Below are 25,201 nucleotides of genomic sequence, written 5' to 3'. Positions count from 1 at the left end.
GCGGCTGAAACTCAATCCACTGGAGTGGCTTCAACAGATCACTCGAGCCTGTATCGAGCAACGTCCGTATCCGATACCAGAAGGCCTCATGATCTAAGGTCAAGTCCACTCGGGTGAACAGTTACGTAAATGGTGCCGAGGATGTGGGGTTTTTTATCGCCAAGCAGGTGCCGAAGCGGGTATTGATCGCGCCGGAGCCCGATGGCAAAACCGTGCTGGAGTGGGCACAGGGCAATGGCCACGCCGAGTCGGTCATCGCCAGTGAAATATCCTATCGGGCCCACGACGAGTAGGGGGCCCGATCCCCAAAGCAGCAAGGCGGCCCATGGGCCGCCTTGCTGCTTTGGGTTGGACTCAGAGGGTAAAGCGACGTACCTCGCTTTGCAGTTCCTCGGCCAACTGCGCCACCTGCTGGCTTGAGGTCGCGGTCTGCACCGCACCGGCACTGGTCTCGGCGGAGATCCCGGCGATCTGCTCCAGTCGGTCAGAGATCTGCTGCGCCACCTGATCCTGCTCACGCGCCGCCCGAGAGATCTGCTCGCCGGCACCATACACCCGCTCGACTGCTTGGGCGATGGCGGCCAGCATCTCGGAGGCTTGATCGGTTTTGTCGACGCTGTCGCTGGCCTGCTGTTGTCCCTGTTGCATCACGCCAACCGCCTGTTGTGCACCTTGTTGCAGCACCTCGATCATCTGCTGGATCTCGGCGGTGGAGGCCTGGGTGCGGGACGCCAGTGAGCGCACCTCGTCGGCCACGACGGCAAAGCCGCGGCCCTGCTCGCCGGCCCGCGCGGCCTCGATGGCGGCATTGAGCGCCAGTAGGTTGGTTTGTTCGGCGATCCCTCGGATCACATCCAGGATCCCACCGATCGCGGCACTGTCCGCATGCAGTTGGTTGATCACTTCACCGGCTTTTTTGACCTCTTGTGCCAACAACTGGATCGCCTCGCCGTTCTCGACCGAAAGCTGACGGATCCGCTGGGCTTCTTCGTCGGCGAGCTTGATCTCCCCTAGGGTGTCGCTGGCGTTGGTGGCCACTTGCGAAGCCGAGGCGGATAGCTCGTTGGTGGCGCTGGCCACCTGTTCAACCTGATTGCGTTGCTCCTGGATCCCAGAGGTGGTTTGGGCGGTAACCGCCGAGGTTTCCTCCGCGGCGGTGGCCAGTTGGTTGGAGCGATCGGCGATCGACTGGAGCAGGTTACGCAGATTCGCCACCAGCTTGTTGATGTTGTTGACCAGGCGACCAAACTCATCGCGGTGCGGATAATGCAGTTGTTCGGTGAGATCGCCTTTGGCCAGCACTGCCAGAGCATTGTTGACCTGCTTGAGCGGTCGGGTGATGGCGCGGATGGTCAGGTAGGCGACGGTGACGGCGATCAGCAGGGATAAAATGATCAGTAGCCAGGTGCGGGTGGCGGCGCTGTTTATGGCGTCCAGTGCCTGTGCTTCGGCTTGTTCGCTGATCTGGATCACTTGCTCATTGAGTTGGTCGAGCGCTTGACGTAGGCGGGCTAACTCTTGCTCGGCTGTGGTGAGGGACTGGGTGGCTTGCTGCTGGGCTTGGATCCCCTGTCGCTGCTGGTTCAGGAGGCCGCTGGCGTCATCGTAGTTTTGTCTGATGCTATCGAGACGGGTACTCAGTTGGTTCAGTGTCTCGGTGTCGATAGCCGATTGCTCTTGCCCCACGATCGCCATCTCCTGCTGCAGTAACGAGGTGCTGCTGAGCAGATAGGCCAGTTCGCCTTGCAGGGTCTCGATGGCACTGAGCTCGGTTAGGGAGGGGAGTTCAAGGGTGCTGGTAAACAGGCCGTTGATATTGGTGTCGAGCAGATTGGCGTGGCTGGCTAACGCCTGCTCTTTGACCTGTTCGGAGTACTCCAGATCCATCACATCCATCAGTAGTGCGCTGGTGTCGTCGACCTGCTGCTCGAGTTGCTCCAGCGCGATCACCAGTGTATCGCGTTGCTGCAATGCGCGGGCTTTGGCCTGTTGCAGCAGAAGCGACTGCTGCCAGTAGGTTTGATACAGCGTCTGGATCTGCTGCAATTGCTGGCTGGGGATCGGTTGCTGCGCCAGTAATTCGCTGAGCTGTGTTGCGACGATCTGCGCTTGTTGATGATGCTCTTGCAGTGCCTCGGTGTGTTGCTGATGTTGGCTCTGGGTTGCGCTGTGGTAGGTGCTGACCAGCGCTAACTGCTCAGCATCCAGCAAGCGCTCAAGAGCATTGGCGCCATCCTTGGCCGGCAATGAAAAATTTTGGAAGCTGCGGGTATGATCCCCGACAGTATCCATGCTCAGTAGCGATGTCCCGCCGAGCACGATCAAAAGCAGCGTTACCAACGTAAAGCCACCGATGATCCTCTGTGCAATGGTTGCCCTCATATCCACTCCCTGAATCCGCGCGTCCTTGTTGTTTCCGTCATGTTATCAAGAAATAACAATAAACACAGGGGATTCCGGGGCTGACGGCTAGTTCGGCTCGATATCCGTCAGGGGGGGTTGGTGCCAATACTGTTCGTCTTTCATGCGCCAGAGGGTCAGGCTGCCGCCCCAGCAGCAGCCGGTATCCAATGCCCGACCATTTGGGTGGTCGCATCGGCCTTCCAGTGCGGCCCAGTGGCCAAACACCACGCGGTGACTCTGCAGTAGGATGTGGCCGGGATAGCGAAACCAAGGAACCAGGCCCATTGAGTGCTCTGGGCCGGTTTTACAGGCGAAATCCAGTCGCGCGTCCGGATGCAAAAAGCGCATGCGGGTGAGGGCGTTGACCGTGTAGATCTGCTGCTCAAGCGGGCTCAGCGTGGGCGTGTCGCAGTCCGGCTTTTCACCGTACATCTGCCGGATGAAATGCAGGTAGTTATCCTGCTTGAGGGTGTCGGAAACCGCCTGCGCGCGTTGCAGTGCGGTCGTCAGGCTCCAATGGGGCGGAAGTCCGGCGTGGCTGAGCAGGACAGCGCGTTTGCGGAAGTGCTTGAGCAGGGGTTGCTGGCGCAACCAGTGGATATGATCCGCCAGATCCGGGGCGTCCAGCAGGGCTTGCAGCTGGTCTTTGGGTTTGGAGCGCTTGAGGCCGGCGGCGACCGCCATCAGGTGCAGATCGTGGTTGCCCAGCACAGTACGGCCAGCTGGACCAAGCTCTCGGAACAGGCGCAACACCTTAAGGGAGCCGGGGCCACGGGCGATCAGATCGCCACAGCCCCACAGGGTGTCTTTCGCTGGATCAAACCGCACGGCATCCAACAGGCGGGCCAGCTCGGCATAGCAGCCCTGAATGTCGCCAACAAAATATTTAGCCATAGCTCTCTAATGTAAGGCGCCGGGCTGACGTAAGGTGAAGGGATCGATCACGGCCCGTACCTCTTTGCTGCCACAGCGGAGTGTGTAGAAGCCTTGCATGGTACCGATCGGGGTGGGCAAAAGCACGGAGCTGGTGTAGCGGTATTGGGCACCCGGGGCGATCGTCGGGGTCTCGCCGACCACGCCGGGACCTTCGACCTGGCTTTGCTGACCATCACCGTCGGTGATCAGCCACTGGCGTCGCTCCAGTTTGAGCGGACTGTCGGTGATGTTGCGCAGGGTGATGGTGTAGTGGAATAGGTATTGATGCTGTGCCGGATCGGAGTGCTCCGGCACATAATGGCAGTCGACGTGAATGCGCAGCGGTTGTTCAGGTAGCATCGTAACGAGTACTCCTTGTGTGCCGCACCAAGCCGGGCCGATTAACCCGCTTTACGACGGCTGATCAGGTTGGCCATGGCGACATACTGGGCCACGCTGATCCGCTCTGGACGCAGGGCGGGATCGATCCCCAATGACGCAAACTCTTCGTCGTTCAAGTCACCCTTGAGGTTATTACGCAGGGTTTTGCGGCGCATAGTAAAGGCGGTGGCGACGACGCGCTCTAGTACCTTCAGCTCATCCGCTGGGTGCGGTTTTTCCGCGTAAGGCATCAGGCGTACGACCGCAGAGTCGACTTTCGGCGGCGGCGTAAAGCAACCCGGGCCGACTTCCAGTACCGGCATCACGCGGCAATAGTACTGCGCCATGACGGTCAGGCGACCGTAGTTCTTGTGACCGGGTCCGGCACACAGACGATTGACCACTTCCTTTTGCAGCATAAAGTGCATGGAATGGATGTTATCGACGGTTTCAAACAGGTGAAACATCAGCGGCGTGGAGATGTTGTACGGCAGGTTGCCGAACACTTTCATCTGTTTGCCCGGCTCAGCCAGCTGATTGAAATCAAACTTCAGGGCATCGCCTTCATGGATGGTGAGCTTACGCCCCCAGCCGGGCTGATGGCGCAGGCGCTCGGCCAGATCGCGATCCAGCTCAACCACGTTGAGTTGTTCGATTTGATCGGCAACGGGCTCGGTCAGTGCGCCAAGACCTGGGCCGATCTCAACCATCACGTGGTCGTTATCTGGGGCAATGGCCGCAACGATACCGTCGATGACGTTGTGATCGTGCAGAAAGTTCTGACCAAAGCGTTTCCGGGCGCGGTGGCCCAAGTGGACATTATTACTCATGAATGTTGGTTGCTCGCCAGCTCGATGGCTTTGTTCAAGGCGACATGGAAGCTGCCGGGATCGGCCTGGCCTGTGCCAGCGAGATCCAAAGCGGTGCCATGATCGACTGAGGTACGGATAAAGGGTAGACCAAGCGTGATATTTAACGACTTGCCAAACCCTTTGTATTTTAGCACCGGAAGGCCCTGATCGTGGTACATGGCCAATACCGCATCGGCATTGGCCAGGTATTTATCCTGAAACAGGGTGTCCGCGGGCAGCGGTCCGGTCAGCAACATTCCTTCGTTACGCAGTTGATCTAAGGTCGGCTCGATGATCTCGATCTCTTCCCGACCCAGATGGCCTCCCTCCCCGGCATGGGGGTTGAGGCCGCAAACTAAGATCCTGGGGTGTTTCAACCCAAACTTGGTGGTCAGATCCGCATGCAGGATGCGGATCACCTTGTCGAGGCGTTCGGCGGTGATCGCCTTGGCGACATAGGCCAGCGGGATGTGGGTGGTCACTAAGGCGACTTGCAGTCCCTCGGTGGCCAGCATCATCACCACATCCTGACAGCCCGCCTGTTGGGCAAAGAACTCGGTATGACCGGAAAACGGCACACCGGCTTGGTTAATTATCCCTTTATGGACCGGCCCTGTCACTACTGCATCGAATTCCCCTGCCAGATTGTGCTCGCTGGCAAAGCGCAGGGTTTCCACTACGTAGGCGCTATTGGCTTCGTTGAGCTCGCCGGCGATGACGGGCTGAGCCAGTGGCGTGGGGGCGATGGTTAAACTGCCTTTCACCTGGGCCTGGGCGGGTTGGCCTGGCTGATAGGGGCGCAGGCTCAGTGGCAGTCCAAGTTGTTTGGCCCGTTGTTGCAGCAGATCGGGATCGGCGCAGATCACCAACTCCACCGGCCAGTCATGCTGGGCCAGCTCGATGGTCAGATCCGGCCCGACCCCGGCCGGCTCTCCCGGTGTAATGGCGATGCGTGGGATCATCGACGGCCGCCCCGCTGATTGCGCTCGATCACTTCAACGTAGGCGCCGGCGCGCATCTCGTCTTGCCAGGCCGTGACCTGCTCGCCAAATTTGCGGCGATAGAGCAGTTGATAGGCGCGATCGGTGTTGAAGCTCTCGGTGGCGTCACTGGTGCGTCGATCCAGCAGCTGCACCACGTGCCAGCCGTGGCTGGAGCGGAAGGGGGCGGAGTATTCGTTGATCTCAAGGCTTTGCAGGGTGTCACGGAACTCGGGCACATACATATTGGGATCGGCCCAGCCCAGCTCGCCGCCTTTAACCGCAGAGCCCGGATCGTCGGAGTGCTGTTTGGCCAGCTCGGCAAAGTCGGCCTGCTCTGCTTTGACGTCCTGCAGGAACTCTTCCAGCATCTGTTTGGCCATCTCTTCGCTGAGGATCGGCGACGGCGTCAGCAAAATATGGCGGGAGTTGATCTCAGCCACTTCCTGCACTTCAACGCCGCGGGTATCGAACACGGTCAGGATATGGTAGCCGGCGCCGCTTTTGATCGGGCCGATGACGTCACCGTTATTGGCGTCGCCCATCACTTCGGCGAACAGGGTGGGCATCTCGTTGATGTTCATAAAGCCCCAGTCGCCGCCCTCCAGCGCTTTGGGGCCGGACGAGGCGGCCAGCGCGGTTTCACGGAAGTCGGCACCGTCATTGAGCATGACCATGACGCGGTCGGCGCGAACGCGGGCGGCGTCTTCATCTTCGCTGCCGTCGATCAGGATGTGACCGACGTGGAATTCCGCGCCTTCCAGGCCTTGTTCGCGAATAAGGGCGACCAGGGTATCGATCTCCTGCGGGCTGATCTGCACGCGGCGCTGCACCTGAATGCGTTGCACTTGGCCGATGGTGATCTCATTGCGGATCTCTTCACGATAGGCCGCGAAGTTGCCGCCTTCGCTTTCAATGGCGGCGCGCATCTCGGCGACGGACATGCCTTGCTCGCCGGCCATGTTCTCCAGGGTTTGGTCCAACTGGATGTCGCTGATCACCAGGCCCATGCGTTCGGCCATCTGCAGCTGCAGGCTTTCGATGATCAGGCGCTCCATGACCTGAGTGCGCAGTGCGGTATCTGAGGGAAGCTGTTGTCCCGATTGCAGGGCGCTGCGCTGTACCGAGCCGACGCGTTCGTTGACCTCGCTTTCCAGTACGATGCCGTCGTTGACCAGTACCGCAACCTGGTCCAGCACTTGAGGTGCAGCGCTGGCCATCATTGGGGCAAATAGCATTCCAATCAGTGTGTTACGAAGTTTCATTTATCCAATCCATCCTGGCAAAATCGGCGGCATATGCGCCCTGGCCGAGTGCTTGCACTCTACCACAGTCGTTGTGATCAATTCCGCAGGTAATAAGGTTTGCGGTAGTTAAACAGGCCTTCATTGAGCATGTCACGGACGCCCAGTGGGCCCGTCGAGCCCAGCCCTTTCAGTACAAATTTGAGTGACAGACCGCTGTCAAACTCGTTATTTGGACTGATGGTCGTGAAGTCCTGATCGTCGTAGTTGGTGTTCAGGTGGCGATGATACGCCAGTCGTATTGCCCAGCAGCAGGATTCGTACTGGATCCCTGCATAGGACTCAACCGAACGGTTAAGGTTCATATCGTAATACCAGTTGCCGACAAAGTAGGTCTTGTCGGTCAGGGCCCAGGAGGTTCGGATCCCCGCTTGGCTGATGTCGATACTTTGGCCATCGATGTCCGTTCCCAACGCTGGAACATAGCGATGAGACAGCTGCACCAGGTTGTCGTCATTGGCGCGGTAGTCAAGCAACACCTCGCTGCGATTGGTGGAGCCAGCATTGGTGTCGTACTGAACACCGCCCCGCAGGAACCAACGCTCGGAGGCGCGCAATTGCAGCTCGGCTGCGAGGGCCGAGTTGGATTGACGCTCCGGGATCTCCTCATTGCCATCAAGGCTGATCTTGGGGTCGTCGAAATAGAAGATCTGGCCGATCGCCAGCTGCGCGCGCTCGCGGTTGATGCTGTCGAGGTAGCGGGTGGAGAGGCCCACGGTCAGCTGATTGGCATCGGAGATCCGATCCAAGCCCGAGTAGCGACGATCACGAAACAGGCCGTAGTAGTCTTCCTGCAACAAGGCGGTGTCGTACAGACCGATATCGGATTGATCGGTATGAGGCACATACAGGTATTGGATCTGAGGCTCGAGCGTTTGCAGGAACGGCTGGCCGGCGAAGGTGAGATCTCGCTCGAAATTGACCTTACCGTTGATCTGCAGTTGCGGCAGGGTTCGGCTGACAAAGTCGTCGTACTGGCCGGTGGGATCGTCCTGCTCGTACCAGGTTTGCATCAGCTTTAACTCAGTGGTGAGGCTGCCTGCTGGGATCTGGTAGGGCAGGGTCAGCGTCGGCTCAACATGCCAGCGGGTGGCGTTGATCTGACTGCTTTCCTGATGGGAAAAACGGGTCAGCTCGGTATTGAAGTGGAAATCCACCGGTCCGTAGAGGCCAGGCTGATAGTAGTTGAGGCTCAGTGCCGGCATCACCTGAAACGGCTTCTTGGTGTCGCCCAGTACCTCGATGTCCTGCACCTTGATCGAGGCATTCCAGAAGTCGGTGAAGTAGGACGCCTCGCCCTCCCGGCTGATCTGGTTGTCGGTGGACGCTTGAACCGAGGACTTGAAGTCGCTGAAGTAGTTGTCATCACTGACGGTGGTGAAATTACCGTACAGGCGCCAGTGATCGGTCAGCTTGCCGCCATGCTCAAAGTGGAGCATGTAACGATCGCTGTTGTCCTCCAGTAGACGGTCATTGCCCATGTACTCCAGATTGATCTTGCCCTCGCCCCAAGGTTGCAGGTAACGGGATTCCCCTTTGAGGAATAAGCCGCGTGAGCTCATCATCTGGGTGGTCAGTGTGGCATCGAAGTTGGGGGCAATGTTCCAGTAAAACGGGACGGAGACATCGACGCCGTTTTTCGAGCTGGTACTGAAATCCGGGATCAGGAAACCGGTCTTGCGTTTATCCGAGACCGGAACCGTCATGTAGGGCACATAAAACACCGGCACATCGAAGATCTTGACCTTGGCATGCCAGATCTCGCCCCACTCCTCTTCGGCATCGATGGTGATGGTTTTGGCTTGCAGCAGCCAGTCCGGATCGTCCTGAGGGCAGGTGGTGAAGGTCGCGCCCTCCAGCAGCATGCTGTCTTCACCGAGGATCTGCAGCTTTTCTGCCTTGCCGTGTACCTGCTGGCCATTGAGCCAGTATTGGGCTTGGGTCAATTCGGCCTGATTGTCGTCGATGTCGGCGGTGAGCGATTGCGCTTTGATCATCACGGCCGGATCTTGGTAGATCAGGCCGCCGTCGGCGGAAAAGGTGCCGGTTTCCTGGCTGACTTCGGCCCGCTCGGTCTGGATCTCGCGCAATCCCTGGATAAGATTGACATTGCCTTGAAAACGGGCGGCCTGACCGGCTGTGGCTTCGCTGCTGTCGGCAGAAACGTGGATGGTCGGATCGGTGTCATCCCGAGAAGACAGATCGGCGTCGCTGCGGGACTCGCTGGGCAGGCGAACCACACAGTGCTGCTCGGTGGTGACGGGCTGTTCGTCCTGAGTTTGGGACCAGCCGGTGATCGGCGCACAGCATATCGCAATGGCAAGGGGAAAGCGCATTATGTCCCTAAATCGTTAACACAAGTGGTGGATCTGCGCAGACCGGCTCGATCCGCGATTAAACGCTCAGACCCACAATGACCGGAGACGGTTCAATTTGGGCAGCAAAACCTTGGTATGATAAAGCAAAATTGTTCATTCGACCATTCGGAGAGGCCATGTCAAAGGATGTCCGCCAACAGCAATTGACCGACTGGCTGCTGGCTCAGCGCGGGGCGCAATGCAGCGAGCCGGAGGCGATCTTTGCCGATGCCAGTTTTCGTCGTTATTTTCGCTATCAGCGAGGGCGACACAGTGAGATCGCCATGGATGCGCCCCCTGAGCAGGAGGATTGCCGTCCATTTATTGCGGTGACCGAGGCGTATGCCGCGGCGGGCCTACCGGTGCCGGCTATCTTGGCGCAGGATCTCGAGCTGGGCTTTATGGCGCTGCAGGATCTGGGCGATCGGCATATCTATCATGAGTTTACCTCGGCGCAACCGGCTGCGTGGTATGGCAAGGCGCTGGCCCTGCTGCCGCAGATCGCCCAGGTGCAAAGCACGGCGCAAGGGCCGCTGCCCCGGTACGATCGGGCCTTACTGGAGCGGGAGTTGGCGTTGTTTCCTGAGTGGTTGTTGGGGCAGCACCTGGATGCTCTGGATAACGCACAGTGGCAGGCCCTGTGGCCTGCGGCCGCCGAAGCGCTGATCGACAATGCGCTGAGTCAACCGCAGTGCGGGATCCACCGTGACTATCACAGCCGCAACCTTATGGTGGTTGAGGGAGCGGTGGCCCTGATCGACTATCAGGGCGCCCTGCGCGGCCCGATCAGCTATGACGCGGTCTCCCTGCTGCGCGACTGTTATCTGGTGTTGCCTGAGGCCGAGATCGAGCGCTTACTGGCACAACATGTCGCGGCGCTCAAGCAGGCCGGCGTGCTGGCGGACAGTGTGACTTTGGCGCAATTTCAGCGGTGGTTCGATCTGATGGGGATCCAGCGCCACCTCAAGGCGGCGGGGATCTTCGCCCGACTGCACCACCGAGATGGCCGCTCCGCTTACTTGGCCGATCTGCCGCGGGTGTTGAACTACATCATTACCATTGGGGCGCGCTATCCGGAAACATCGGCCTTGGCGACGTTCCTGGCGAGTGCGGTACTGCCACGTTTGGAGGCGGTACGATGAAGGCGATGATCTTGGCCGCAGGGCGGGGGGAGCGGATGCGACCGCTGACCGATCACACCCCAAAACCATTGTTGCCGGTTCGGGGCAAGCCGCTGATCGAGTACCACCTCGAGGCGTTGGCGCGATTGGGCGTACGTGACGTGGTGATCAACCATGCTTGGCTCGGCGCGCAGCTCCCCGCCGTCCTAGGGGACGGCGCCCGTTGGGGGATGACGCTGCACTACAGCGATGAGGGCGACAGTGCGCTGGAGACCGGCGGTGGGATCCTCAAGGCCCTGCCCCTGTTGGGCGAGGCGCCATTTCTGCTGATCAACGGCGATGTGTACTGCCCGCACGATTGGGCGGCGTTGCCCGCGTTGGCGCCGGGGGATCTGGCCCACCTGTTGTTGGTGGCGAATCCCTCCCATAACCTGGCCGGCGACTTTCACCTCGAGGCCGGACGGGTTGTCGATGAGGGGGAGCCGCGGCTGACTTACGCCGGATGCGCCCTGTTGCGCCCCGAGCTGTTCGCCGATTGCGCACCCGGCCGGTTTGGGCTGGCGCCATTGCTGCGCGCCGCGATGGCACAAGGACGGATCAGCGGTGAGCAGATCAAAACCTACTGGTGTGACGTGGGCACACCCGAACGATTAACGGCACTGGAGCGTCGACTGAATGAAGATCTGGGGTAAGCTGATCGGTGCCGGGATCGGCTTTTTATTGGGGAAATGGTTCGGTGCCCTGTTGGGGGCCTACCTGGGGCACCGCTTGTTTGATCGGCGCCGGGGTCCTAATCCGTTTTTCCATACCACCTTTGCGGTCATGGGCCACATGGCCAAAAGTACCGGGCGGGTGACGGAGCAGGACATCGCCTTGGCGTCGCGGCTGATGGATCAGATCGGACTGCGCGGGGCGGCGCGTAAAGCGGCCCAGCAAGCGTACCGGGACGGTAAATCGACGGATTACCCGTTGAGTCAGCGGCTAAGGCAACTGAACGCCGGTTTGCGCTTTCGCCGTGATCTGGCGCGCATGTTTGTGGAGATCCAATTGCAGGCGGCGCTGGCGGACGGCGTGCTGGATCCGCGTGAGCGCGCCCTGCTGAGCACCATTTGTGCCGAGTTGGGCTTTTCAGAGGCTGAGCTGGATCGGCTGATCGCCATGCTCAAGGGTGAACGACATGGACGCAGTCAGGGCATGACCCGGGGCGATGCCTGTCAGATCCTCGGGGTGAATGAGACGGACGATCTGGCCACCATCAAGCGGGCGTATCGTAAGCTGATGGCGCAGCACCACCCGGACAAGCTGGCCAGTCAGGGATTGCCGCCGGAGATGGCCAGCGTGGCACAACAAAAGAGTCAGGACATACAATCCGCCTGGGAACGACTCCGGGCGGAAAGATCATAAGGATCGATGATGAAACGCTTTCTATGCACGACCTTGTTGGCACTGAGTGTCAGCGCGCCCGCCCTAGCGGAGCGCACCTACTTCATTGCCCCCATGGCCGGCTATAACGCGGGCGGGGAGCTGGATGTCACCGAGCGACAGCCCGAGGAAGACCGTCAGGATCTGGGCACGCTAAAGCCGCTTGATGATGCCAGCTATGGCTTGATGCTGGGGATCGAAACCCATGATCCCGGCAATGTGTACCTGATGATGAATCGGCAGAGCACTCAGTTTAAAGAGGGGGACTTTGGCGCTAGCACCGGCGTCAACCTGGACGTCGATTACTATCATCTGGGCGGATCGCTGTTCTTCCCACGGGGCAAGTTTGAGCCCTATGTCACCGCCAGTGTCGGGGTGACCCGTCTGGTGCCGGACGCCGACTTCTCCGCCGAAACCCGCTTTTCGTTGGGAGGTGGGATCGGTGCACGCTACCTGCTGTGGCGCAACCTGGCGGTTTACGCCGATATTCGCGGCTACGCCACCATGATGGATAACTCCAGCGCATTGGTGTGCAATGGCAGTGAGACCGATGGCTGTCACTTACGGGTTGAGGGGAAAGCGATGCTGCAAAGCCAAGCCAACGCCGGGCTGATGATCCGTTTCTAAGCCGCGTGAGTTGCTTGGCTTTTATGAACCGAAGTGGGCTGGCTACGGCGTTAGGTTTTGACAAAGGTTGACCATCCCATGCCTTGGGTCAACCTATGTTGACCGGTCAGGCGCCAGCCCAACTGTTGCCAGCAGGCAATGAACTCTTGATGATCGAAGCGGTTGGTTTGCGGGTGTGTTAGGACGCGCTTCCAGATGGGGTGTTGAATAAAATCGCGATACATCTCCATGGTGTAGAGCTGGGCGCCAGTACGAGCTACTCGGGTGATCTCGGCCGCTGCGCTCTGCCAATTAGGGACATGGTGCAACACGCCAAAGTCGAATAAAGCATCGAACTGGGCATCGGCGAGTGGCAACTGGGTGCAGTCAGCTTGGGCGATGTGGCGCTGGCCCTGCGATGCAGTGCGTCGCAGGGCGCGCCGGCACATGGTCATATCCAGATCGATACTCAGTACCTGATCGGCACCGAACTTTTGTTGGATCAACTGCGCGCCCAGGCCTTGGCCGCCGCCGATCTCCAGTGCCGTTGCGCCGTCGCAGCGCCCGCCCAGTGCCAGCAATCTTGGTACCTCAACACGTTGCTGCCACCAGCCCCGTACTGGATTATTCATTGCCCACCACTCTATCCGGTTTAATTTCACACTCTCTCCTATCGCCGCTGTTGTTGGCCCGGTCGCTTGTTTACACTGGCTGAGTTTGATTCATCCCTGCTGTCTACGCAGGGGATGGCAAAAGGGTTCGATCGTCGCAGGCGTTTTGCGCCGCTGACTCCGGCTTCGCGCATCGATGTTTGTGCAGGCCAACGACGGTCGATCCGACCAAAGGGTTCAGTTTCTGCCTGCTTCAACCGTTTTGTCTTTAGGTAGTGTTCGCCCATCACTCTGTGTGACGGGCTTTTTGTTGTGGAGAAAAGAATGAAACAAGCAGTTGCCGCGATTACCCTGTTGATGATGTTGCTGATCCCGGCGGTGGCCAAGGCCGATCTTGGCATTGGTTACCAACTTGGAAGCCAGGAAGGGGTCAGCATCGGCGTCAATCGCTGGGATATTGGCGTGGCGGTGGATCAATTTGAGGTGTCGCTGGATCGTCGCTTTACCACCCGTGAGTTTCCGAATATGTACTTCGGCCTGGGCGGTCAGGTGTCCGACAACAGCAATGCACCGATCGGGGTGCGTGGTAAGGTTGGCTTGTCGGCACGTGCCGGGATCGTCGAGTTGTTCGGCGAGGCGACGCCGACGGTGATGTTTGGCGATGCGGGCGATTTCGATATGAATTACGCGCTGGGTCTGCGGATCTGGTTCTAAACGCGCCGTTGAGCGGCGAGACGTTGTGACATAAAGAGGATAAACAGGCTGTGGCAGTGCTCGAAGTGCAACCCAATCCCATGCGTTCCATTGTGGTCTTGGACGGTGAAACCTTAAACCCAGGGGATCTGGATTGGGCGCCGCTGGCGGCGCTCGGATCCTTGACGGTGTATCCGCGAACGACCCCGGAGCAGGTGCTCGAGCGTGCCGCGCAGGCGGAGATCCTCTTGACCAATAAAGTGGTGCTCGATCGGACTTTGCTGCAACAGCTGCCGCAGTTGCGTTACGTCGGCGTGTTGGCGACCGGGGTCAATGTGGTGGACATCGACGCGGCGGCGGAGCGGGGGATCGTGGTGACCAATGTGCCCGGTTATGGCCCGGAGTCGGTGGCCCAGATGGCGTTTGCCCACCTGTTGCACCACACCAGCAAGTTGGCCCAACATGATGCGGCGGTGAAGGCCGGACAATGGTGTGACAGCCCCAACTTTTGTTTCTGGAATGCACCACTGTCGGCCTTGGCAGGCAAGCGTTTTGGTGTGGTGGGCTATGGCGCCATTGCCCAGGCATCGGCCCGCATGGCGCGGGGCTTTGGCATGTCGGTGCTGGTGCACACCCGCACCGAACGCACCGATCTGCCCGCGGGCGATCGCTGGGTTAGCCTGGCGCAGTTGTTTGCCGAAGCGGATGTGGTCAGTCTGCATTGCCCGCAGAGCCCGGCCAACACCGAATTTGTCAACGCGGCGCTGCTGGCGACCATGAAACCCACCGCGATCTTGCTCAACACGGCGCGCGGTGGCTTGGTGCAGGAGGCCGATCTGGCCGCGGCGCTGCGTGACGGCGTGATCGCCGGGGCGGGCTTGGATGTGTTGTCGAGCGAGCCGCCCAAGCGGGATAATCCGTTGCTGACGGCGCCTAATTGCTCCATTTCACCGCACAATTCATGGGCCACCATAGAGGCACGGCAGAATCTGCTGAACATCGCGGTGGCGAACCTGCAGGGGTTCTGTCGAGGCGAATGCCGCAATCAAGTCAACGGATAAACAAGGGCAGCCAAGAGGCTGCTCTTTTTCTATTGGCTGACGCACGTTGCGCCGGTTGGCGTTTCTGGCTGTGGAGGGCAGCCTTGAGCCACGCCGTTCGGGCCGCGCAGCGACTGGGGCTTACCCGGGCTGGCAGTTACGCCTTGTAGCTCGAGGCCGGGAGGGGGCGCCCTGACGGCACGGGGTTATCCTAGCCATTAGACCAAGGTCGAACCGAGCTGGTCTGCTTTTTTTTGTATGGTGGCTGTGCGCGGATCAATTCAATAAAAACAAGGAGTAGTCGCGTATGATTGTAACGATCTACATGAGTTTGGTGCTGTTAACCTTGGTGCTGTGCAGTTATTACTGCTTTCGAAAATTGGCGTACCCATTGCTCGGGACGTTGTTTGCCGCCCTGTTGTCCTTGTTGCCACCGCTCGGCTGGCTCTATCTGTTTTTCCTTTACAATACCCCCGATCTCGAGGGCTATCCCGCCGTTTGAGCGGCAGGGCCGCGTGATGGTTATTGGCCTCTGATCGCAGATCCCGTACAATTGCCGTTTTTCTGGCCGCCCTCGTGGCGGCCAGTGTCTGTTTACGCCAGCAAGAGACGGTACATTCCGGATGTTTCAAGACAACCCGCTGCTGCAGCAATTGAAAGCGCAGATCCGCGAAACCCTGCCTACGGTAGAAGGCACCATTAAAGCCACCGGTCGAGGCTTCGGCTTTGTCGAAACCGATAAGGGCGACAGCCACTTTGTGCCACCGCCGATGATGAAGAAGGTGGTCCACGGGGATCGGATCAGCGCGGTATTGCGCACCGAAAATGACAAGACCTCGGCCGAGCCGGAAACCTTGCTGGAGCCTGCACTGGAGCGCTTTATTGCTCGGGTTAAGCGGTTCAAGGGGCGGCTTAACCTGGTGCCCGATCATCCGATGATGAAAGACGCCATGCGAGCCCGCTGCAAGAAGTCGGTGGACGAGGCGGCGCTTGAGGATGGCGATTATGTGGTGGCCCACCTGAAGCGACATCCGCTGCGCCCGGACGATAACAGCTTCCTGGCTGAGATCTCTGAGCTGGTGGCGAAGAGCGATGATCCTCACGTGCCATGGTGGGTGATCCTGGCCAAGCACGATCTGGCCAAGGTTGAGCCGGCGGATCCGGCCAACTGGCAGCTGGATGAAGCGGTTGAGCGACGGGATCTGACCGCCTTGCCGTTTGTCACCATCGATGCTGAGTCCACTAAGGACATGGACGATGCGCTGTACGTTGAGAGCACCGATCTGGGTTGGGCGCTGACGGTGGCGATCGCCGATCCGACCGCCTATGTGCAGCCGGGTGACGAAGTGGACAACGAGGCGCTGAAGCGTTGCTATACCCAGTACCTGCCGGGTTATAACGTGCCGATGCTGCCACGTCAGCTGGCGGATGAGTTGTGCTCTTTGGTGGAAGGGGAAGACCGTCCGGCACTCTGTGCTCGCATCGAGATCGATGCCGACGGTGCGCAACGTGGCGCAGCCCAATTCTTCCTCGGCACCATTCGCTCCCAAGGCAAACTGGCCTACGACAAGGTGTCCGATCGTCTCGAAGGGGTTGAGGGTGCCTGGGTGCCGGAGTCGGATGCGATCGCCGAGCAGGTGGATGCGCTGCATGCGCTGGCCAACGCCCGGACCCAGTGGCGTCACGATCATGCCCTGGTGTTCCCTGATCGCCCAGATTATCGCTTCGAAGTGGATGACATGGGCAATGTGTTGGCGATCCATGTGGATCAGCGCCGCACCGGTAACCGCATTGTGGAAGAGTGCATGATCCTGGCTAACGCGGCCTGTGGTGAGCGCTTAGGCGCGACTCTGCAACAGGGCGTATTCAACAGCCATGCGGGGCTGGATCCGGAGCGGATCGCCCTGGTGGTGGAGATGTTGGCCGAGCACGGCCTCAATTACGACGCCGAGCGTTTGGCGACCCTGGAAGGCTATTGCGAGCTGCGCCGGGATCTGGACAAGCAGGAGACCGGTTATCTGGACGCCCGCGTGCGCCGGATGCAGTGTTTTGCCGAAATGGCTGGTGAGCCTAAAGCCCACTACGGCATGGGCCTGCAGGGCTATGCCACCTGGACTTCGCCGATCCGGAAATACTCGGATATGGTCAATCACCGATTGCTCAAAGCGATGATCAGCGGCACCGAGCCTACGCAGCCTTTGGATGAGGCCTTGTTGGCGCAACTGGCGCAACTGCGCAAATTGCACCGCATGTGTGAACGCCATGTCGGCGACTGGCTTTACGCCCGTTTCCTCAAAAGTGAGTCCAACAGCGAGCGCGAATTCGCCGCCGAGGTGATCGACATCAACCGTGGCGGTGTGCGGGTGCGTCTGCTGGAGAATGGGGCCGTGGCCTTTATTCCGGCCAGTACCGTCAGCGTCGATAAGAAGAAGCTGGCATTGTCTGGGGACAGCGGTACTGCGCAGTACGACGGTGAGCTGGTGTTGAAGGTGGCGGATGCATTGTCGGTCACCATCGCTGAGGTGGATGTGGATCAGCGCAGTGTGCTGGCCAAGCCGGTGAGCTTGCTGGGCGCCTAAGCCCAGTCATGGCCGATTGCGCTGAATAAATGATGAATAAGGCCGCATTTCGCGGCCTTTTTTTGTGCAAATACGGTGGGGTTTACGTACAGTGCGCGCCATTGAATTGCGCTCATTTGTGGCGCTTGGTCTGAAAATACGTTGGAGCGTCTGATGTTGAAACCTTCTGTCCTGCTGCTGATCACCGCCGCAGCCCTGTCCGGTTGTGCCTACAACCAGAAGCCGGTGGTGGATCTCGATGGCGTCGATATGGCGCAGTACCAGCACGATTATGCCCGCTGCCAGCATTTTGCCGAGTCCGTCGATAAGGGCGAAGCGGCCAAGGTTGGCGCCATCAATGCCGGGGCGGCTGGCGCCGCCGGTGGCGCGGTGGTGGGCGGTTTAGAAGAGGGCGTGGAGGGCGCGGTGGTCGGTGCGGTCGCCGGTGGTCTGTTCGGCTCCCTGTTTGGCGCCGCTGGGGGCGCGGGGGAGGCCACGTCACAGCAAGCACTGGTGCTGCGCCGTTGTCTGGCTGAGCGCGGCTACCGAGTTTACGATCTGAAGGATTAGGCGCTGAGATGATCAAAAAAGCGAAGCCTGTGGGCTTCGCTTTTTTGTTTATGCTGGGCGGGCTTGGGAGCTAGACCGCGATATCCAGGATCATCGCGGCAAAGCCAAGGTAGATCACCACACCGGTGGCATCGACAATGGTGGTCACCAGCGGACCGGAGGCGGTGGCCGGATCCAGGTTGATGCGCGATAAAATAAACGGCAGACACAGGCCGATCAGAGAGCCGGCCAAGACCACGCAGATCATCGCCAGCGCGACGGTCAGCGCGATCTCCGGGCCGCCACGGAACAAGCCGAGGCCGAAGACGGCGAAGGCCATGGTCAGTCCCAGCGCACCGGCGACAAACACCTCGCGGCCCAATACCTTGACCCAGTCCTTCATCTCGACTTCACCGGTGGCCAGTGCCCGCACCATTAGGGCGGCGGACTGGGAGCCGGCGTTACCGCCACTGCCGACCAGCAACGGCATAAAGAACACCAGAGCGACGTTGGATTCGATGATCTCTTCGAAGTGGGCAATGCCGGCGCCGGAGAGCAGGGCGCCAAACACCAGCAGGACCAGCCAGCCAACCCGTTTGCGGTACAGCTCCCAGGAGCTGACGCGGTCCATGGTGGTTTCCAGCGCGGCTACCGAACCGGCTTTTTGTGCATCTTCGGTGGCTTCTTCCACCACCGCATCCATGGCGTCATCGTAGGTGACGATCCCGACCAGGCGCTCGGCGGTATCCAGTACCGGCAGGGCCAGCAGATCATAGTGGCGGATCTTTTCCGACACATCTTCCTGATCCTCTGCCACTTCGACAAACACCACCTCGGTCAGCATGATGTCGGCGATCAGGGCTTCCGGATTGGACAGGATCAACTCACGCAGTGAGATGGTGCCGACCAGGTGACGATCGCCATCGATGACGTAGGTCTGATAGATGGTTTCTTTATCGGGCGCTTCCAGTCGCAGGCGTTGGATGGCCTTGCGCACGGTCCAGTGGCTACGCAGCGTGGCGTAGTCCGAGCTCATCATCGCCCCGGCGGTTTTCTCCGGGTAGCTCGCCAGCTTGCGCACGTCTTCCCGCTCAGCTTGGGCCAGGCCGGGCAGCAGGGCTTGCTGCTGCTCTTTACTGAGCTGGTTATACAGATCGGCCCGTTCATCGGATTCCATCTGTGAGAACAGCGCAGCCAGCTGATTGCGTGGCATGGTGGCGGCGATGTCGGCCTGGAGTTGGTGATCCAGATACGCAAACACCTCGGCGTGATCCGGCAGGGACAGCAGATCCAGCAGCTTGGCCGCTAAAGGGGCATTGAATTCGCCCACCGCTAACGCAAAGTCAGCAGCGTGCATTTGATCTAATTCGGCGCGGATAGCGCGCTTATCATTGGCAGCGAGAGACTCGCTCAGGGTGGCAAAAAGTTGCGCTTTTTGCATACTCCACCTCCGTTAACGGATAGCAGAGCAGCACAGGGGGGCGATCCCTAGGCGTTATGGACTCTGCTAACCAAGCTATTTGTTTGATTAGTTATGTTTTTTAAATCCCACCTGGGACTGGGAACGGGGTCCATAAAGGGTTTCCTAGAAGATTTTCCGCCGCGATCTTAGGCGCTTGCGTCTGGCTAAGCAAGTCCTGTTTGAGTTTTCCGCTGATCCGTTGCTAGGTACTTGGTGAGTGCGGTTTTTTTTTGCTTTTTGGCGTAATTTCAAGCATATCAATAAGCGGGATAGTCAAAGGATAGACGCTATGAAGATGAACAAATGGCTGTCGGGGATCTTTTTCTCTCTGCTTGGGACTGGTGTCTTCGCCGCCGTTGGGGAAGGGGGTGAGGCGGTGGATCCGCCCAAGGCACAGGCCGTCACCTTGGAGCTATTAACCCAACCGGCGCATTGGCGCGGCGAGCGGATCTTGCTGCCCCCCGAGTTTGCGCCTCAGATGAGCTTCTCCGGTGTCGAAGAGCTGCGCTTTGCGCCGGGCATGTATGACGCCGAAGCAGAGGACTTCTTCAGTTATTTGTTTGTGTTTGAGCTGGAAAGCAGCGACCGGCTGACCGCTGAGAAAGTGGAGCAGTTATTGCTGCAATATTACCGGGGCCTGTGTCGTACCGTCGCACAAGATAACGACTCTCAGTGTCTGCCCGAGCAGGTGATCTTGGAGCTGACCCCCATGCTTGGGGGCTACCAAGCCCAACTGGATTGGATCGAACCCTTTATTACCGGCAAGCCGCAGCGTTTGTATCTGGAGCTGAGCCCGGTTGAACGGGGCGAGCGGGCCTTGATGTATGGCGCCGCCTCGCCACAGCAGCGGGATGGCGCCATCTGGCAGCAGCTACAGCGCTATTTGGTGGCGGCGAAGTAACGCCAAGGCCCCGCCATGTTCAATGGCAAGGCTTGGGTGGTTGTCACACCATCGCTTATTGGCCAAATGGCTGTGGGCGCGGTGTTTCGGCGGTGGACGGCGGCAGGATCGGCAGGGTGATCTGCGGCTGTTCTCCAGTCAGGGTTTTCAAGAACGCGGCGATCTTGCCGGCCTCCTCGTCACTCAGCGGCAGACCGAGTTGCACCTGCTGCATCACCTTGACCGCCTCGGTCAGATCCCACACGCTGCCGTCATGGAAGTAGGGGTAGGTCAGCTCGATGTTGCGCAGGGTTGGGACCTTAAAGACGTTACGATCGCTCTCCTTGCCGGTGACATCGATGCGGCCCTGCGCCGGGTTGTCAGTGACAAACGGCTGCACCAATCCCATCTTCTGGTAGCTGGTGCCCCCCACCGCCGGACCGTTGTGGCAGGCGCTGCAGGCGTTGGCTTTAAATAGGGCATAGCCTGCTTTTTCTTCGGCTGAGAGGGCGTCATGGTCGCCAGCCAGATACTGATCAAACCGGCTGTTGGGCGTCACCAGGGTTTCCTCGAATACGGCGATGGCGTCGGTCACCGTCGACAGGCTGATCCCCTGCTCGCCATAGATCGCTTTAAACTCCGCCTGATACTGAGGAATGGACTCCAGCACTTTTAGCGCAATGTGATGCTCCATCGCCATCTCTTTGGGATTTTCGATCGGGCCGGCGGCTTGCTCTTGAAGATCGGCGGCGCGGCCGTCCCAGAACTGTGCCAGCATGTACTTGGCGTTCAACACGGTCGGGGCGTTGATCGGCCCCTCCTGCCAGTCATGGCCAATGGAGGTTGGGATGGCATCGACCCCGCCCAGGCTCAGGTTGTGGCAGCTGTTGCAGGACAGGAAACCGGACTTGGACAGACGCGGCTCGAAGAACAGTTTTTTACCCAGCTCCACTTTGGCGGGCTCGGTGATCACGGCGGGCTCAATGATCTGGATCGGCTCAGCCGCTAGGGCGCAGAGCGCGGAGGCGCCAAACGCGGCAGCAACGGTGATGGCAATTAAGGTGGTTTTCATCGGTTCATCTCTCTACAAGGTTGGCAGCAGGGTAGTGAGATAGAAGTTCGTTATAAAACCGATTGTTAAGATGGAGTCCATCGGTCAGCCAGATGCATTTATTGTGATCTAACCCCTTGGCATGGGGCGGGTTTGGAGCAGTGCGAATGACGGTCATTGCTCAGTGTCGAGCGCTAAAACCCCAATCCCACCGCATTGCTGACAAAATGGGTCAGCCCTTCGCCGATCTCGCCGGTGGTGCTGTCGGTCAGCCGGATCCGCAGCTGGTGTTTGCCGGCGTCCAGCTTGGGCCGTTCAAACTGGGCGATGATCATCGGCATATGGCATGGCTCGTCAGGATCGATCCCGGCTGTGGCGTGCTCACCACATGCCCCAGTCTCTTCATAGCTCCAGAAAAAGCTTTGCAGCCGAACCGGCTGGCCATCGATGCTGGCCTGGATCCCCTCGGCGCTCAGTTGCGGGGTGATATCGAAGATCGCCAGATCCTGTCCCTCGATCTGCTTTCGGTAGACGTTTGGGGCGAGGGCACTGGCCAGGTGCATGGGCCGAAAGGCGGCAAAGACTGAGCGTGCACCGCCATTTGAGGCCCACACGGCCAGGGAGTAGACCTCGATGGTATCAAACGCGAGATCGATCACCTCGTCCTTATCGAGCTGCAGGTTCCAGCCCCAAAACTCCAACTGGGTTTTGCCGTATTCCGGCAGATCGATGGCGTAGAGCGAATTGTAGTGGCCGACGGGGATCTCGGCCCGATAGCGGCCCTGCTGATCGCATTTGAAGTAAAGCGAATCGTCACCGATGAAGGCGCTGGGGTTGAAGATCACATCGCAGCGCGGCACCGGCTGACCGGCGCGATCGGTTACACGGCCGGAAACCGTGATGGTGTCATGGGCGAACAGTGGGGCGGCGATGGCGCAGAGCAGCGCTAGCGTGCAAAGGGGGGCTGGGTGAGCCATGGTGACGTCCTGTCATGGAATGAGGGGCTCATTATGATTGGACTAAGGCGGGTTATGCATTGATATCGTACAAAAAACCCCGCAAAAGCGGGGTTTGTCGTTATGCTTTTTCGGGGTTACTCCGGCGTCACTACGATCAGGCGGATGGCATCTAGCTGGATCTGGGCGCGGGCCAGGTGGGCGCGGGCCATGTTGATCTGATCGCTGAGTGCATCCAGCTCCGCATCCCGAATATTGGGGTTAACCGTTTTCAGCAGCTTGAGACGCTCCAGCTCGCTGCCCAGCTCCGACTCCATCTTCTGCTCTGCCTCGGTTACCAACGCGGCCAGCAGCGGCTTGACCTGTGCTTCGGCGGCGGCGATCAGCGGATGCAGTACCGTTTGTGAGGCGGACACCAGCTTGGAGCCGGTGTGGCGGTTGATGGGCACCAATTGACGGTTGAAGGAATCAAAGTCGATGTTTTGTCCCAGATCCTTGCCCGACTTGTCCATCAACAGACGGATCGGGGTCGGCGGCAGGAAGCGGCCCAACTGAACTTCGGCCGGGGCGATGGCCTCGGCGACGTAGATCATCTCCAGGAACAGGGTGCCGGCAGGCAGTGCCTTGTTCTTGAGCAGGGAGACGCCGGTGCAGCCGGTTTCCGAGCTGGTGATCAGATCGATCCCGGCGGCCACCAAGGGGTGAGCCGGGGTGACGAACTGGAAGTCATCCCGGGACAGGGCGGTGTCACGATCAAAGGTGACCGAAACGCCATCGTCCGGCAAGCCCGGGTAGCTGGGGTACAGCATGTGTTCGGTCGGGCGCAGCACCACGGCGTTTTCGCCGCGATCGTCCTGATGCACGCCGATCACATCCCACAGCTTGAGCATAAAGCTGATGAAATCGGTGTTGTCGTCGGCGGCTTCGATCTTCTCCACCAGCGCTTGTGCGGCCTTGCCACCGTTGGAGTTGATCTCCAATAGACGGTCCCGGCCCGCTTCCATTGCTGCCTTGTGCTCGGCGGCGCGAGCGGCGGTGTTTTCGATCAGCGCGGGCAGTTCATCGACCTCGCCAGCCAGGACGTCGATCACCGCTTCGCCGAACTCATTGTGCAGCAGGTGGCCGCCATGGCAGTTGTGCTCAAACGCGTCCATGCCCTTGTCGAACCAGTCCAACAGATGCTGCTGCGCGCTGTTGTCGATGTAGGGCACGTGAATTTGTACGGTTTCGGTCTGACCGATCCGATCCAGTCGGCCGATCCGCTGCTCGAGCAGATCCGGGTTTTGCGGCAGATCGAACATCACCAGATCGTGGGCGAACTGGAAGTTACGGCCCTCGGAGCCGATCTCGGAGCAGATCAGTACCTGAGCGCCGCCCTCGGTTTGGGCAAAATAGGCGGCGGCTTTATCGCGCTCCAGAATGGACATGCCTTCGTGGAAGACGCTGGCGGCGATCCCTTCGCGGGTGCGCAGCGCTTCCTCTAACTGCAGGGCGGTGGCGGCCTGAGAGGCGATCACCAGCACCTTCTTGCTGCGGTTGTCTTTGAGGAAGGCCATAAGCCAATCGATGCGCGGATCAAACTGCCACCAGCTGCCGCTGCCGGCTTCGCCTTCAAACTGTTGATACAGCTTTTCCGGGTAGAGGTTGTTGATCACCCGGGTCGCGGCCGGCACCACGCCGGTGCTGAACATGTTGTTGACCTTGATGGCGGTGGCGTACTGCTTGGGTAGCTCAACCGGGTGGCGGTTGAGTTTGCGCTCGGTAAAGCCGGTTACGCCCGCGCGGGTGTTACGGAACAGCATACGGCCGGTGCCGTGGCGGTCGAGCAGTTCGCGCAGCAGCTTGTCGCGGGCGGCGTCATCGCCGGCTTGGATCGCCTTGAGCTGCTCGCGGATATCTTGCTCGGACAGCAGCGCGGTCAGTGCGGCGATCTCGCTATCGGACAGGGCATGCTGCTCCAGCAGGGATTCGGCGGCATTGGCCACGGCCTGGTAGTCCTGCTCCTCTTTGAGGAAGGCGTCGTAGTCGTAGAAGCGATCCGGATCCAGCAGGCGCAAGCGGGCAAAGTGACTCTGGTGACCGAGCTGATCCGGCGTGGCGGTCAGCAGCAGCACACCCGGCACCTCTTCGGCCAGGGATTCGACCACCTGATAGGCGCGGGAGGGCTTGTCTTCGCTCCACTCCAGGTGGTGGGCTTCGTCGACGATCAGCAGATCCCACGGCGCATCCACGGCCTGATCGAAGCGGCGCTTCTTGCGCAGCAAGTCGAGCGAGCAGATCACCAGCTGTTCGGTTTCAAACGGGTTATCGCAGTCGGCCAGTGCTTCGATGCAGCGCTCTTCATCAAACAGGGAGAAGCGCAGGTTAAAGCGGCGCAGCATCTCGACCAGCCACTGGTGCTGCAGGGTTTCTGGCACCAGGATCAGCACCCGCTCGGCGCGGCCGGACAGCAGTTGCTGGTGAATGATGTGGCCGGCCTCAATGGTTTTCCCCAGACCCACTTCGTCGGCCAGCAGTACGCGCGGGGCATGACGGCTGCCCACTTCATTGGCGATATAGAGCTGATGCGGGATCAGGCCGGCGCGCGGCCCCTGCAGGGCGCGCAGCGGGTTTTGCTGCATGGCGTGGCGCTGTTGCTGGCACAGGTAACGGGTGACGAAGTATTCCATCCGGTCGATCTGACCGGCGAACAGGCGGTCCTGCGGCTTATTGAAGCGGATCTGATGATCCAGCATGGTTTCGCGAATGAAGGCCTCTTGGCCGTCTTCGCTGTGGGTGCCAAAGTAGGTCACCAAGCCGTTGTTTTCTTCGATGTCGGTGACCGTCAGTTTCCAGCCTTCGGCGGCGGTGATCTCATCGCCCTTGTTGAAGATCACCCGGGTCAGCGGGGCTTCCTGGATAGAGAATAAACGGTTGTCGCCGGTGGCGGGGAACAGCACGGTGACCATACGGCCTTCCAGTGCGACCACGGTACCTAGGCCGAGATCGGACTCGGTATCGCTGATCCAGCGTTGACCCAAAGCAAAGGACATAGAATGCACGACTCCTGAAGTGAAGCGGG

General features: G+C 59.7%; 23 protein-coding genes. 11 read left to right on the top strand and 12 right to left on the bottom strand.

Annotation, left to right across the window (positions count from 1 at the left end):
* The first annotated feature begins 113 nt into the window (after positions 1–113).
* Positions 114–293 (top strand): hypothetical protein, encoded by a 180-nt coding sequence (locus tag ABEA08_RS12145; protein WP_345335585.1) that lies wholly within the window; start codon positions 114–116, stop codon positions 291–293.
* A 61-nt stretch (positions 294–354) separates the two neighbouring features.
* Here ABEA08_RS12145 and ABEA08_RS12140 read toward each other — a convergent pair whose 3' ends face one another.
* The 7 genes from ABEA08_RS12140 to lptD form a co-directional block, all read right to left on the bottom strand.
* Positions 355–2,382: a methyl-accepting chemotaxis protein gene (locus ABEA08_RS12140; protein ID WP_345335584.1), complete on the bottom strand. Its 2,028-nt coding sequence runs from the start codon at positions 2,380–2,382 to the stop codon at positions 355–357.
* 87 nt (positions 2,383–2,469) lie between these two features.
* Complete coding sequence (locus ABEA08_RS12135) at positions 2,470–3,297, bottom strand: symmetrical bis(5'-nucleosyl)-tetraphosphatase (protein ID WP_345335583.1); 828 nt, start codon at positions 3,295–3,297, stop codon at positions 2,470–2,472.
* A gap of 6 nt (positions 3,298–3,303) precedes the next feature.
* Positions 3,304–3,678: a Co2+/Mg2+ efflux protein ApaG gene (apaG, locus tag ABEA08_RS12130; protein WP_345335582.1), complete on the bottom strand. Its 375-nt coding sequence runs from the start codon at positions 3,676–3,678 to the stop codon at positions 3,304–3,306.
* A gap of 41 nt (positions 3,679–3,719) precedes the next feature.
* Positions 3,720–4,529, bottom strand: a complete 810-nt coding sequence (gene rsmA, locus ABEA08_RS12125) for a 16S rRNA (adenine(1518)-N(6)/adenine(1519)-N(6))-dimethyltransferase RsmA (protein ID WP_345335581.1) — start codon at positions 4,527–4,529, stop codon at positions 3,720–3,722.
* Positions 4,526–5,512 (bottom strand): 4-hydroxythreonine-4-phosphate dehydrogenase PdxA, encoded by a 987-nt coding sequence (gene pdxA, locus ABEA08_RS12120; protein ID WP_345335580.1) that lies wholly within the window; start codon positions 5,510–5,512, stop codon positions 4,526–4,528. The genes rsmA and pdxA overlap by 4 nt, the downstream gene beginning before the upstream one ends.
* Entirely contained in the window at positions 5,509–6,795 is a 1,287-nt protein-coding gene (surA, locus tag ABEA08_RS12115) for a peptidylprolyl isomerase SurA (RefSeq protein WP_345335579.1), read from the bottom strand. The genes pdxA and surA overlap by 4 nt, the downstream gene beginning before the upstream one ends.
* A 77-nt stretch (positions 6,796–6,872) precedes the next feature.
* Positions 6,873–9,170, bottom strand: coding sequence for an LPS assembly protein LptD (gene lptD, locus ABEA08_RS12110; protein ID WP_345335578.1), 2,298 nt, complete (start codon positions 9,168–9,170; stop codon positions 6,873–6,875).
* Positions 9,171–9,328: 158 nt separating this feature from the next.
* Between lptD and ABEA08_RS12105 the strand changes: the two genes are divergently transcribed.
* Genes ABEA08_RS12105 through ABEA08_RS12090 form a run of 4 tightly spaced genes read left to right on the top strand, consistent with a single transcriptional unit; the run spans position 9,329 to position 12,361 of the window.
* Positions 9,329–10,333, top strand: coding sequence for an aminoglycoside phosphotransferase family protein (locus ABEA08_RS12105; RefSeq protein ID WP_345335577.1), 1,005 nt, complete (start codon positions 9,329–9,331; stop codon positions 10,331–10,333).
* Positions 10,330–11,004, top strand: coding sequence for an N-acetylmuramate alpha-1-phosphate uridylyltransferase MurU (gene murU, locus ABEA08_RS12100; RefSeq protein WP_345335576.1), 675 nt, complete (start codon positions 10,330–10,332; stop codon positions 11,002–11,004). Before ABEA08_RS12105 ends, murU begins: the two co-directional genes overlap by 4 nt.
* A complete protein-coding gene (gene djlA / locus ABEA08_RS12095) occupies positions 10,988–11,716 on the top strand; it encodes a co-chaperone DjlA (RefSeq protein WP_345335575.1) in 729 nt (242 codons plus the stop codon). The genes murU and djlA overlap by 17 nt, the downstream gene beginning before the upstream one ends.
* Before the next feature lie 9 nt (positions 11,717–11,725).
* Positions 11,726–12,361: an outer membrane beta-barrel protein gene (locus ABEA08_RS12090; RefSeq protein ID WP_345335574.1), complete on the top strand. Its 636-nt coding sequence runs from the start codon at positions 11,726–11,728 to the stop codon at positions 12,359–12,361.
* Positions 12,362–12,411: 50 nt separating this feature from the next.
* Here the strand turns inward: ABEA08_RS12090 and ABEA08_RS12085 are convergent, their stop codons facing one another.
* Positions 12,412–12,972, bottom strand: coding sequence for a class I SAM-dependent methyltransferase (locus ABEA08_RS12085; RefSeq protein ID WP_345335573.1), 561 nt, complete (start codon positions 12,970–12,972; stop codon positions 12,412–12,414).
* 303 nt (positions 12,973–13,275) lie between these two features.
* Here ABEA08_RS12085 and ABEA08_RS12080 point away from each other — a divergent pair, with 303 nt between their 5' ends.
* The 5 genes from ABEA08_RS12080 to ABEA08_RS12060 all read left to right on the top strand — a co-directional run bounded on the left by ABEA08_RS12080 (position 13,276) and on the right by ABEA08_RS12060 (position 17,812).
* Complete coding sequence (locus ABEA08_RS12080; RefSeq protein WP_345335572.1) at positions 13,276–13,665, top strand: hypothetical protein; 390 nt, start codon at positions 13,276–13,278, stop codon at positions 13,663–13,665.
* Positions 13,666–13,745: 80 nt separating this feature from the next.
* Positions 13,746–14,705: a D-2-hydroxyacid dehydrogenase gene (locus ABEA08_RS12075; RefSeq protein WP_345335586.1), complete on the top strand. Its 960-nt coding sequence runs from the start codon at positions 13,746–13,748 to the stop codon at positions 14,703–14,705.
* A 286-nt stretch (positions 14,706–14,991) separates the two neighbouring features.
* A complete protein-coding gene (locus tag ABEA08_RS12070; RefSeq protein ID WP_345335570.1) occupies positions 14,992–15,186 on the top strand; it encodes a hypothetical protein in 195 nt (64 codons plus the stop codon).
* A 121-nt stretch (positions 15,187–15,307) separates the two neighbouring features.
* Positions 15,308–17,263 carry an exoribonuclease II gene (locus tag ABEA08_RS12065; protein ID WP_345335569.1) on the top strand — a complete coding sequence of 652 codons (1,956 nt, stop codon included), beginning with the start codon at positions 15,308–15,310 and terminating at the stop codon, positions 17,261–17,263.
* Between the two features lie 153 nt (positions 17,264–17,416).
* On the top strand, positions 17,417–17,812 hold the full coding sequence (locus ABEA08_RS12060; protein ID WP_345335568.1) for a glycine zipper family protein: 396 nt from the start codon (positions 17,417–17,419) through the stop codon (positions 17,810–17,812).
* A 70-nt stretch (positions 17,813–17,882) separates the two neighbouring features.
* Here ABEA08_RS12060 and mgtE read toward each other — a convergent pair whose 3' ends face one another.
* Positions 17,883–19,232 (bottom strand): magnesium transporter, encoded by a 1,350-nt coding sequence (gene mgtE, locus ABEA08_RS12055; protein WP_345335567.1) that lies wholly within the window; start codon positions 19,230–19,232, stop codon positions 17,883–17,885.
* A gap of 310 nt (positions 19,233–19,542) precedes the next feature.
* On the opposite strand from mgtE, the gene ABEA08_RS12050 reads away from it, so the two are divergent.
* On the top strand, positions 19,543–20,154 hold the full coding sequence (locus ABEA08_RS12050) for a hypothetical protein (protein WP_345335566.1): 612 nt from the start codon (positions 19,543–19,545) through the stop codon (positions 20,152–20,154).
* A gap of 55 nt (positions 20,155–20,209) precedes the next feature.
* On the opposite strand, the gene ABEA08_RS12045 is transcribed toward ABEA08_RS12050, so the two are convergent.
* The 3 genes from ABEA08_RS12045 to rapA all read right to left on the bottom strand — a co-directional run bounded on the left by ABEA08_RS12045 (position 20,210) and on the right by rapA (position 25,172).
* Positions 20,210–21,205, bottom strand: coding sequence for a cytochrome-c peroxidase (locus ABEA08_RS12045; protein ID WP_345335565.1), 996 nt, complete (start codon positions 21,203–21,205; stop codon positions 20,210–20,212).
* 173 nt (positions 21,206–21,378) lie between these two features.
* Positions 21,379–22,161, bottom strand: a complete 783-nt coding sequence (locus ABEA08_RS12040; protein WP_345335564.1) for a carboxypeptidase-like regulatory domain-containing protein — start codon at positions 22,159–22,161, stop codon at positions 21,379–21,381.
* A gap of 116 nt (positions 22,162–22,277) precedes the next feature.
* Positions 22,278–25,172: an RNA polymerase-associated protein RapA gene (rapA, locus tag ABEA08_RS12035; RefSeq protein ID WP_345335563.1), complete on the bottom strand. Its 2,895-nt coding sequence runs from the start codon at positions 25,170–25,172 to the stop codon at positions 22,278–22,280.
* Positions 25,173–25,201: the final 29 nt, after the last annotated feature.

This window comes from Ferrimonas pelagia, assembly GCF_039543565.1.
GTDB lineage: Bacteria > Pseudomonadota > Gammaproteobacteria > Enterobacterales > Shewanellaceae > Ferrimonas > Ferrimonas pelagia.
This window is presented reverse-complemented; position numbering and strand designations above follow the sequence as displayed.

Bases quoted from the DNA above. Each gene is read 5' to 3' on its own strand.
- apaG (WP_345335582.1), bottom strand. From the start codon at position 3,678: ATGCTACCTGAACAACCGCTGCGCATTCACGTCGACTGCCATTATGTG.
- ABEA08_RS12060 (WP_345335568.1), top strand. From the start codon at position 17,417: ATGTTGAAACCTTCTGTCCTGCTGCTGATCACCGCCGCAGCCCTGTCC.
- ABEA08_RS12085 (WP_345335573.1), bottom strand. From the start codon at position 12,972: ATGAATAATCCAGTACGGGGCTGGTGGCAGCAACGTGTTGAGGTACCA.
- mgtE (WP_345335567.1), bottom strand. From the start codon at position 19,232: ATGCAAAAAGCGCAACTTTTTGCCACCCTGAGCGAGTCTCTCGCTGCC.
- ABEA08_RS12140 (WP_345335584.1), bottom strand. From the start codon at position 2,382: ATGAGGGCAACCATTGCACAGAGGATCATCGGTGGCTTTACGTTGGTA.
- surA (WP_345335579.1), bottom strand. From the start codon at position 6,795: ATGAAACTTCGTAACACACTGATTGGAATGCTATTTGCCCCAATGATG.
- ABEA08_RS12040 (WP_345335564.1), bottom strand. From the start codon at position 22,161: ATGGCTCACCCAGCCCCCCTTTGCACGCTAGCGCTGCTCTGCGCCATC.
- ABEA08_RS12105 (WP_345335577.1), top strand. From the start codon at position 9,329: ATGTCAAAGGATGTCCGCCAACAGCAATTGACCGACTGGCTGCTGGCT.
- ABEA08_RS12090 (WP_345335574.1), top strand. From the start codon at position 11,726: ATGAAACGCTTTCTATGCACGACCTTGTTGGCACTGAGTGTCAGCGCG.
- djlA (WP_345335575.1), top strand. From the start codon at position 10,988: ATGAAGATCTGGGGTAAGCTGATCGGTGCCGGGATCGGCTTTTTATTG.
- ABEA08_RS12135 (WP_345335583.1), bottom strand. From the start codon at position 3,297: ATGGCTAAATATTTTGTTGGCGACATTCAGGGCTGCTATGCCGAGCTG.
- ABEA08_RS12045 (WP_345335565.1), bottom strand. From the start codon at position 21,205: ATGAAAACCACCTTAATTGCCATCACCGTTGCTGCCGCGTTTGGCGCC.
- ABEA08_RS12080 (WP_345335572.1), top strand. From the start codon at position 13,276: ATGAAACAAGCAGTTGCCGCGATTACCCTGTTGATGATGTTGCTGATC.
- rsmA (WP_345335581.1), bottom strand. From the start codon at position 4,529: ATGAGTAATAATGTCCACTTGGGCCACCGCGCCCGGAAACGCTTTGGT.
- ABEA08_RS12075 (WP_345335586.1), top strand. From the start codon at position 13,746: ATGCGTTCCATTGTGGTCTTGGACGGTGAAACCTTAAACCCAGGGGAT.
- ABEA08_RS12070 (WP_345335570.1), top strand. From the start codon at position 14,992: ATGATTGTAACGATCTACATGAGTTTGGTGCTGTTAACCTTGGTGCTG.
- murU (WP_345335576.1), top strand. From the start codon at position 10,330: ATGAAGGCGATGATCTTGGCCGCAGGGCGGGGGGAGCGGATGCGACCG.
- rapA (WP_345335563.1), bottom strand. From the start codon at position 25,172: ATGTCCTTTGCTTTGGGTCAACGCTGGATCAGCGATACCGAGTCCGAT.
- lptD (WP_345335578.1), bottom strand. From the start codon at position 9,170: ATGCGCTTTCCCCTTGCCATTGCGATATGCTGTGCGCCGATCACCGGC.
- ABEA08_RS12065 (WP_345335569.1), top strand. From the start codon at position 15,308: ATGTTTCAAGACAACCCGCTGCTGCAGCAATTGAAAGCGCAGATCCGC.
- pdxA (WP_345335580.1), bottom strand. From the start codon at position 5,512: ATGATCCCACGCATCGCCATTACACCGGGAGAGCCGGCCGGGGTCGGG.
- ABEA08_RS12050 (WP_345335566.1), top strand. From the start codon at position 19,543: ATGAAGATGAACAAATGGCTGTCGGGGATCTTTTTCTCTCTGCTTGGG.